Origin of the sequence: Kitasatospora sp. NPDC059577, assembly GCF_042735475.1 — a bacterium.
GTDB lineage: Bacteria > Actinomycetota > Actinomycetes > Streptomycetales > Streptomycetaceae > Kitasatospora.
Genome location: NZ_JBHWBZ010000013.1, coordinates 113,079 through 120,145, shown reverse-complemented (window position 1 = coordinate 120,145; position 7,067 = coordinate 113,079). Strand labels below are relative to the sequence as shown.

Below are 7,067 nucleotides of genomic sequence, written 5' to 3'. Positions count from 1 at the left end.
GCGCCCGGGGGCTAGGGCACCGCCCCCCCCCCCCGCGCGTACTACCCCACCCGCCCCCCCCCCCCCCCGGGGCCCGGGGGGGGCGGTGGAAGCGCTGGGCGCGCGGGGCGCGGCCGGGGGCGCTTACTTCTTGTTGCGACGCTGCACGCGGGTCCGCTTCAGAAGCTTGCGGTGCTTCTTCTTGGCCATACGCTTGCGACGCTTCTTGATGACAGAGCCCACGGAACAACCCTCGCTCACTGAGACTCTCGTCCGTGAGAGACGGAGTCCATACGACTGACGTGAGGGCCTAGCCTACCGTCCGTGTGGCCGGGGCTGTAAATCGTGCTCCCCGCAACCGGGAAACTCGCGGGAAATCCGGGGCGAACGGGGCCGGACCCGCGGCTGCGGATCCGGGCCCCGTCGGCCCTGTCCTACGCGCTCTCGAGCCGCACGTAGGACTCCTTGAGGTACTCGTGCACCGCCTGCTGGGGCACCCGGAAGGACCGCCCGACCCGGATGGCCGGCAGTTCTCCGCTGTGCACCAGCCGGTACACCGTCATCTTGGACACCCGCATGACCGCGGCGACCTCCGCCACGGTCAGGAAGACGACTTCCTGCAGGGGACGCTCCACGGAACTCATGACCATCACCCGACCCTTACCCGTGTGCAAGGCACCGGCTTCCCCTCCGGTGACTCCACCGGCACACGTGTATCCCCAGAGTAGTTATGGGTGGTACCAGTGGGAAGAGGGGAAGTGCAGTCCTCGTACGGTGAGAGATAGGACTGTTGCAGTACGTAGCCGATCGGCGGATGGCACCGCTCGCCGTACGCACGGCCGGACGGGTGGCCGCCGGGGGCGGCGGGTTCAGGCCAGCAGGCCGTGGTGGGGGAACACCGCGCGGCGGCTGGCGAGGATGGCCTGATCGAGCCGGTCGGCCGGATCGTAACCCGCGTCGAAGTCGCGCCAGGCCGGGCGGGCGCCGTCGGTCATCCGCAGCGGGGCCGGGCCGCGGGTACGGCGGTAGACCTCGGCGCGCCAGGACTCGGGGGTCTCGGTGGCCGGGTCGACCGGTCGGCCGGCCGCGGTGGCGACCAGGTGGGTCCAGGCGCGGGGGACGACGTCGACCACCGCGTAGCCGCCCCCGCCGGTGGCCACCCAGCGGCCGCCGGTGTGCCGGTGGGCGAGGTCGTGCAGTTCCTCGGCGATCAGCCGCTGGGCGTCCACGGTGACGGCGAGGTGGGCGAGCGGGTCCTCCAGGTGGGTGTCGGCGCCGTGCTGGGTGACCAGGACCTGCGGCCGGAAGGCGTCGAGCAGGTCGGGCACCAGGGCGTGGAAGGCGCGCAGCCAGCCGGCGTCGCCGGTGCCGGCGGGCAGCGGCAGGTTGGCGGCGGAGCCGGGGGCGTCCGGGCCGCCGGTCTCCATCGGCCAGCCGGTCTGCGGGAAGAGCGTGGCGGGGTGCTCGTGCAGCGAGACCGTCAGGACCCGGGGGTCGTTCCAGAAGGCCTCCTGGACGCCGTCGCCGTGGTGGACGTCCACGTCGACGTAGGCGACCCGCTCGGCGCCGAGTTCGAGCAGCCGAGCGATGGCCAGCGCCGGGTCGTTGTAGACGCAGAAGCCGGAGGCCTTGCCGGGCATGGCGTGGTGCAGGCCGCCGGCGAAGTTGACGGCGTGCGGGGTCTCGCCGCGCCAGACCGCCTCGGCGGCGGCCACCGACTGGCCGGCGATCAGCGCGGAGGCCGAATGGACGGCGGGGAAGGACCAGTTGTCGTCGGTGCCGAGGCCGTGCCGGGGGTCGGTCAGGTCGGGGTGGGCGGCGGCGTGCTTGACCGCCTCGACGTACTCCCGGGTGTGCACCAGCTGCAGGGTGGACTCGCCGGCGGGCGGCGCGGAGCGGACGGTCACGCCGGGGCCGCCGTTCAGCCCCAGGGCCTCGACCAGGCGCATGGTGAGCGCCAGCCGGGTCGGGTCCATCGGGTGGCCGGGGCCGAAGTCGTAGGCGGTGACGGCCTCGTCCCAGAAGAGGTGCAGGCCGCAGGGGGTTTCACGCTCGGCTTCGGGCATGGCCTCCACCGTAGCGGGTGGCGGTGGCCGGGCCGCCGCCAGGGCGCGCCGGGGCGGCGCCCCGGCGCGGGTCGCACGGTCGGGGTACGGCAGTTGTGGTGCGGCTGTGGGGCAGCTGTGGAGGGGTTTTGTTGAGGCGGTACAGACAAACGCTTGGTGACTACATATCCTCTCCGCCATGAAGCCATTCAGCGTGCAACGCCTTGGGGTAATTCTCGCTGCAATACTGGGACTTGGCGTGTTCTTTGCCGCCCAGCCGGCCTCCGCCGCGGTCAACGGGACCAACTTCTCCGTCGACAAGTCGACGGCGAAGGCCGGTGACCAGCTGACCCTGACGCTGGCCCTCACCAACAACGAGACCAGCGACATCTACTTCGCCTACGAGTCCATCCAGCCGACCTGGCCGGCCAACCAGCTGAGCGGTGCCTTCACCGTCACCGGCTGCGCCGGCGACACCGTCGACTGCACGACGAGCGGGAACAGCGCCAGCTTCCACTTCAACGCGCCGATCGTGCCCGGCGCCACCAAGACCGTCACGCTCACCGTCAAGATCACCGACACCCCGCCGTGGGACGCCACCATCCCGTACACGGTGAACTGGGCGCCGTACGTCTACTACGAGTTCGGCCAGGTCGGCGGCACCTCCACCGCCCAGGACCAGGGCTGGGCCTACGGCACGGCCAACCTGGCGACCACGATCCTGGGCTGACCCCGGCCCGATCCTCCCCGTCCCCCGCCCCCGCCACCCGCCGTCACCCGGCGGGGGCGGGGGCCAACGCCGGTACCGGGGAGAAGCGGTCGGCCAGCGGCAGGACGGCGAGCACCAGCAGCATCGGGGCCAGCAGCGCCCAGCGGTACGAACTCGCGTCGGCGATCGCACCGACCAGCGGCGAACCGATCAGGAAACCCACGTAGTTGAAGAGGTTGAGCCGGGCCACCGCGGCGTCCGAGTCGGCCGGGAACAACCGGCCGCCGGCCGCGAACACCTGCGGGATGATCGCGCAGATGCCGAAGCCGAGCACCGTGAACCCGGCGATGCCCGCCCAGGCGGCGGGCGCCACCGCGGCCACCCCGAAGCCCAGCGCGGCCAGCGCCGCACCGCCGCGGACCACCGGCACGGCGCCGAAGCGCTGCACCGCCCGGTCGCCCAGCGCCCGGCCGACCAGCATCGCGACCATGTAGCCGAGGTAGGAGAGCTTGGCGAGGTCCTCGCGGCTGCCCAGACCGTCGGTGAGGTACTTGACGCTGTAGTTGGAGACCGAGGCGTCCGCGATGTACGCGAAGGCCATCGCCAGGCAGAGCGGCAGCAGCGGCCGCCAGGGGATCGACCGGGCGGCGGCCTCGGCGGCCTCCCGGACGGCGTCGCCGAGTTCGGCCGGTCCCGCGAAGAAGGTGCCGGTGACCACCGCGAGCGGGGCGACCACCGCGGCGGCCGTGCCGAACAGCACCGGCAGACCGAGGTCGTAGTGCGAGCCGAGGCCCGCCAGGGACGCGCCGACGATGCCGCCGAGACTGAACGCGGCATGGAAGCCGATCATGATCGAGCGTCCGTAGCGGTGCTGCAGGCCCACCCCGAGCATGTTCATACTGGCGTCCAGCGCCCCCACCAGCAGACCGAACGCCCCCAGTGCGAGGGCGAGTTGCCACAGCGCGTCACCGAGTCCGACGGCCGCCAGGCTGAGGCAGACCGCGGGCTGGACCACCCGCAGCACGGCCCGCGCGCCGGTGCGCCGCACCAGCTGCTCGGAGGTGATCGAACCGACCCCGGCCAGGATCGGCACGGCGGCCAGGAAGACCGGCAGCAGCCCGTCGCTCAACCCGTACCGGTGCTGGATCTCCGGGATGCAGGTGACCAGCAGCGCGAAGGTGGTGCCCTGGAGCAGGAAGCTGACGGCGAGCGCGGACCGCCCGGCCCTCAGGCCGGGCGGCACGGCGGACGGCGCGGCACTCATACGGACCTCCACACACGGGCCTCCTGGCGACCTCGCTACCGGCCGGTAGGACGATGTTGGCGAGAGCGTAGGCGGTGCGCCGCGATTGCGGGAGGGGTCGCGCAGGGACTTCTGCCGCGGGCTACTTCCCGCCGGAGGCCAGCTCCCGGGAGCGGTCCCGGGCCGCCTCCAGCGCACCCAGCAGCGCGGCCCGCACCCCGTGGTTCTCCAGCTCGCGGATCGCCGAGATGGTGGTGCCGGCCGGGGAGGTCACCGCCTCGCGCAGCTTCACCGGGTGCTCGCCGGAGTCGCGCAGCATCACCGAGGCGCCGATCGCGGACTGCACGATCAGGTCGTGCGCCACCTGCCGGGGCAGCCCGAGCAGGATGCCGGCGTCGGTCATCGCCTCGACCAGGAAGTAGAAGTAGGCCGGGCCCGAGCCGGAGAGCGCGGTGGCCGCGTCCTGCTGGGACTCGGGCAGCCGCAGCGCCTTGCCCACCGAGCTGAAGATCTCCTCGGTGCGCACCAGGTGCTCCTCGGTGGCGCACGAACCGGCCGAGATGACGCTCATCCCCTCGTCCACCAGGACCGGCGTGTTGGGCATCACCCGGACCACCGGGGTGCCCGCCGCCAGCCGCTCCTCGAACCAGGCGGTCGGGACACCGGCCGCGGCCGAGATCACCAGCCGGTCCGCGCCGACGTGCGGGGCCAGCTCCTCCAGCAGGGTGCCCATGTCCTGCGGCTTGACCGCGAGGATCAGGGTGTCGGCCAGCTTGGCGGCCTCGGCGTTGGAGACCGCCACCACGCCGTACCGGGCGGCGAGTTCGACCGCGCGCTCGGGGCGGCGGGCGGTCACCAGGACGTCCGCCGGGTCCTTGCCCGCCCGCAGCAGGCCGGAGAGCAGGGCCTCGCCGATCTTGCCGGTGCCCAGGAAGGCGATCTTCTGTCCGTGTGCTGCGCTGCTGCCCATGGTCCGCTCCTTGCCTCGCTACTGCGGCCATCCTCGCACCGCGCGGCGGGGCCGGGCGGGACCGTCCGGTCCGTGGTCGCGGGGCCCGCGGCGGCGGTCGCGGCGCGGCCGTGCCGGGCGATTCGGCCCGGCGGGACCCTAGGGAGAAAACCAGGGGCTTCCCCTATGGCCCCCGGCCCCGGGCGGGAGCACCGTTGAACCATGGCACACGACGAAATGTCCCGACGTGAGAACCGGCAACTCGCCGTCGCCTCGGCGACCGTGGGCCCGTGGCGGACCGCCGCGGGGGTCGGTGCGGTGGTGGGGGCGACAGCCCTGGGGATCGAGGCGATCTCCGGGAGCTGGTCGCTGAGCATGCTGGCCGGGCCGGCCGGCTGGGCCCTGTTCTTCTTCTTCCTGGTCGGCACCGTCGGTGGACAGCTGCGCCGCGACACCGCCGACCGCCGGCTGCGCCGGTGGGCGAACGACCACCCGTGGCAGTCGGCACTGCCGGCGGCCGGCGGACTGCTGGCGCTGAACACCCTGGCGCAGCTGTTCCTCGGCGACTCCGGGCTCTTCGGCGCCTTCTTCATCTCGCTGCTGCCCGCCGGCCTCCTGCTGGCGATCGCCGGGGTGGTGGGGTCGGTGAAGCAGGCCCGCGGCAAGTCCTGAGCACCGGCGCGGTTCCGGACGAAACGGGGTGAAGCGCCACCCGGCGGGCACGGGTCCACCACGTGGTGCGCCCCCGATCGGCGCATCGTCACACCCCGTCGTCATACTGGCGCGATGCCGATAGCCGAAGATCCGGAACCGCGCCCCACCAGGGGCGATGCACCGGACGGGTCCGACCCGTCCGGCACGGGCGCGAAGGACCCGTTCGCCGACCTCGTCCTGGACGACGACTTCGTCCGGGGCGCCACCGCCCAGGAGCAGAGCGGGCGCACCCGCATGCTCGCCGCCCGGTGGAAGCACACCCCGCCGGTCGACCCGGGCGGCCGCCGCTCGGTCAACGACGGCCCGGCGCCCGCGCGCCGCTTCGGCCGCAAGCCGAAGCCCCCGGCGGTCGACGCCTGGGGGAACCCGCGACCGCGCAGCTCGGCGTGGCGCACGCCGCTCTACGTCGCGCTGACCGTCGCCGTGCTGCTCGCGGCGCTGAACATCGACGGGCTGCGCAGCTGGTACCGGGACCACGTCGGCGGCGCCGCCGCGGCCCACACCCCCGTGCCGACCGTCGCCCCCGAGACGGCCAGGCCGACCACCGCGGCACCGAAGGTCGACGACCAGCAGCCGACCGTCGCCCACCCCTGGGCCGGCTCCCCCGCCGAGGGCTGGCCGACCGGCGCCGAGGCCTTCGTCCTCCCCGAGGCGCAGGCGACCGGCGTCTTCAGCACCGCCCAGGTGGCCTCGCAGCTGCAGTCCGTCAGGGACTACCTGATCGCCGCCAACCTGGACCCCAAGGTGATCGCCGGAGGCCGGCCGGACGCCGCCCTGGCACTGCTGGAGCGGCAGGACCAGGACGGCGCGAAGTCCGCGCTGGAGCACCCGTCCAAGGAGAACGACCCGACCAACTGGTTCAGCCGCTTCGACCCGCGGGACGCGATCCCGGTGGGCGACACGGTCAAGGTCCAGGGCCGGATGACCTTCGAGGGCGACGGCGACAAGGGCGTCCTGATCCACACCGACTTCAGCTTCGTGTACGCGCTGCGCCCCGGCCCGGAGGCCGCCAAGCAGGCCGCGTCGCCCCGGCCGTCGGCCCCCGCCCCGCAGCCGACCGGACCGGCCGCTCCGAAGGGCGGCGGCACGGCCAAGCCGGTGGGCCTGGTCGTGCGGACGGACGACGTGGCCGGGGACACCTGGACCACCCGCACGATCGTCCGGCGGGTGGACACGTTCCGCTTCTACGACCCGGGGCGCTACCAGGTCCAGCCGAAGAAGGTCGTCTACGCCAAGAGCCAGACCGACCCGGCCAACTCGGCCTGCGACGTCTACGACGGCTTCTTCCACCCGCAGTTCGACCAGTTCGCGGCGCTGCAGCAGGACACCCCCGGCTCCCGGCCGACCGGGCCGGCCATCGACCCGTACGACCGCAGCAAGGACGTCGAGCAGACCGAGGGGTGCGGCACGATCAGCCGCAACTGACCG

Annotated in this window: 8 protein-coding genes; 3 read left to right on the top strand and 5 right to left on the bottom strand. The window is 73.3% G+C overall.

Translation table 11 applies throughout. From position 1 onward, the window contains the following. Positions 1 to 123: 123 nt before the first annotated feature. The 3 genes from ACFV0O_RS14055 to ACFV0O_RS14045 all read right to left on the bottom strand — a co-directional run bounded on the left by ACFV0O_RS14055 (position 124) and on the right by ACFV0O_RS14045 (position 2,045). Positions 124 to 222, bottom strand: coding sequence for a 30S ribosomal protein bS22 (locus ACFV0O_RS14055; protein ID WP_003948845.1), 99 nt, complete (start codon positions 220 to 222; stop codon positions 124 to 126). A 191-nt stretch (positions 223 to 413) separates the two neighbouring features. Continuing rightward, positions 414 to 623, bottom strand: a complete 210-nt coding sequence (locus ACFV0O_RS14050) for a helix-turn-helix domain-containing protein (protein WP_045699258.1) — start codon at positions 621 to 623, stop codon at positions 414 to 416. 225 nt (positions 624 to 848) lie between these two features. Continuing rightward, positions 849 to 2,045 (bottom strand): acetoin utilization protein AcuC, encoded by a 1,197-nt coding sequence (locus ACFV0O_RS14045; protein WP_380340839.1) that lies wholly within the window; start codon positions 2,043 to 2,045, stop codon positions 849 to 851. 238 nt (positions 2,046 to 2,283) lie between these two features. Between ACFV0O_RS14045 and ACFV0O_RS14040 the strand changes: the two genes are divergently transcribed. Continuing rightward, positions 2,284 to 2,754, top strand: a complete 471-nt coding sequence (locus ACFV0O_RS14040) for a hypothetical protein (RefSeq protein ID WP_380340836.1) — start codon at positions 2,284 to 2,286, stop codon at positions 2,752 to 2,754. Positions 2,755 to 2,797: 43 nt separating this feature from the next. Here ACFV0O_RS14040 and ACFV0O_RS14035 read toward each other — a convergent pair whose 3' ends face one another. Continuing rightward, the gene (locus tag ACFV0O_RS14035; protein ID WP_380340833.1) at positions 2,798 to 3,997 is read right to left on the bottom strand and encodes an MFS transporter; all 1,200 of its coding nucleotides are present in this window, start codon (positions 3,995 to 3,997) and stop codon (positions 2,798 to 2,800) included. 121 nt (positions 3,998 to 4,118) lie between these two features. After that, positions 4,119 to 4,946, bottom strand: coding sequence for a pyrroline-5-carboxylate reductase (gene proC, locus ACFV0O_RS14030; RefSeq protein ID WP_360252891.1), 828 nt, complete (start codon positions 4,944 to 4,946; stop codon positions 4,119 to 4,121). A 201-nt stretch (positions 4,947 to 5,147) separates the two neighbouring features. Here proC and ACFV0O_RS14025 point away from each other — a divergent pair, with 201 nt between their 5' ends. Beyond that, entirely contained in the window at positions 5,148 to 5,597 is a 450-nt protein-coding gene (locus ACFV0O_RS14025) for a hypothetical protein (RefSeq protein ID WP_360252888.1), read from the top strand. Between the two features lie 114 nt (positions 5,598 to 5,711). Further along, on the top strand, positions 5,712 to 7,064 hold the full coding sequence (locus ACFV0O_RS14020) for a hypothetical protein (protein ID WP_380340828.1): 1,353 nt from the start codon (positions 5,712 to 5,714) through the stop codon (positions 7,062 to 7,064). The last annotated feature ends 3 nt before the right edge of the window (positions 7,065 to 7,067 follow it).

Bases quoted from the DNA above. Each gene is read 5' to 3' on its own strand.
- ACFV0O_RS14050 (WP_045699258.1), bottom strand. From the start codon at position 623: ATGAGTTCCGTGGAGCGTCCCCTGCAGGAAGTCGTCTTCCTGACCGTG.
- ACFV0O_RS14045 (WP_380340839.1), bottom strand. From the start codon at position 2,045: ATGCCCGAAGCCGAGCGTGAAACCCCCTGCGGCCTGCACCTCTTCTGG.
- ACFV0O_RS14035 (WP_380340833.1), bottom strand. From the start codon at position 3,997: ATGAGTGCCGCGCCGTCCGCCGTGCCGCCCGGCCTGAGGGCCGGGCGG.
- proC (WP_360252891.1), bottom strand. From the start codon at position 4,946: ATGGGCAGCAGCGCAGCACACGGACAGAAGATCGCCTTCCTGGGCACC.
- ACFV0O_RS14025 (WP_360252888.1), top strand. From the start codon at position 5,148: ATGGCACACGACGAAATGTCCCGACGTGAGAACCGGCAACTCGCCGTC.
- ACFV0O_RS14020 (WP_380340828.1), top strand. From the start codon at position 5,712: ATGCCGATAGCCGAAGATCCGGAACCGCGCCCCACCAGGGGCGATGCA.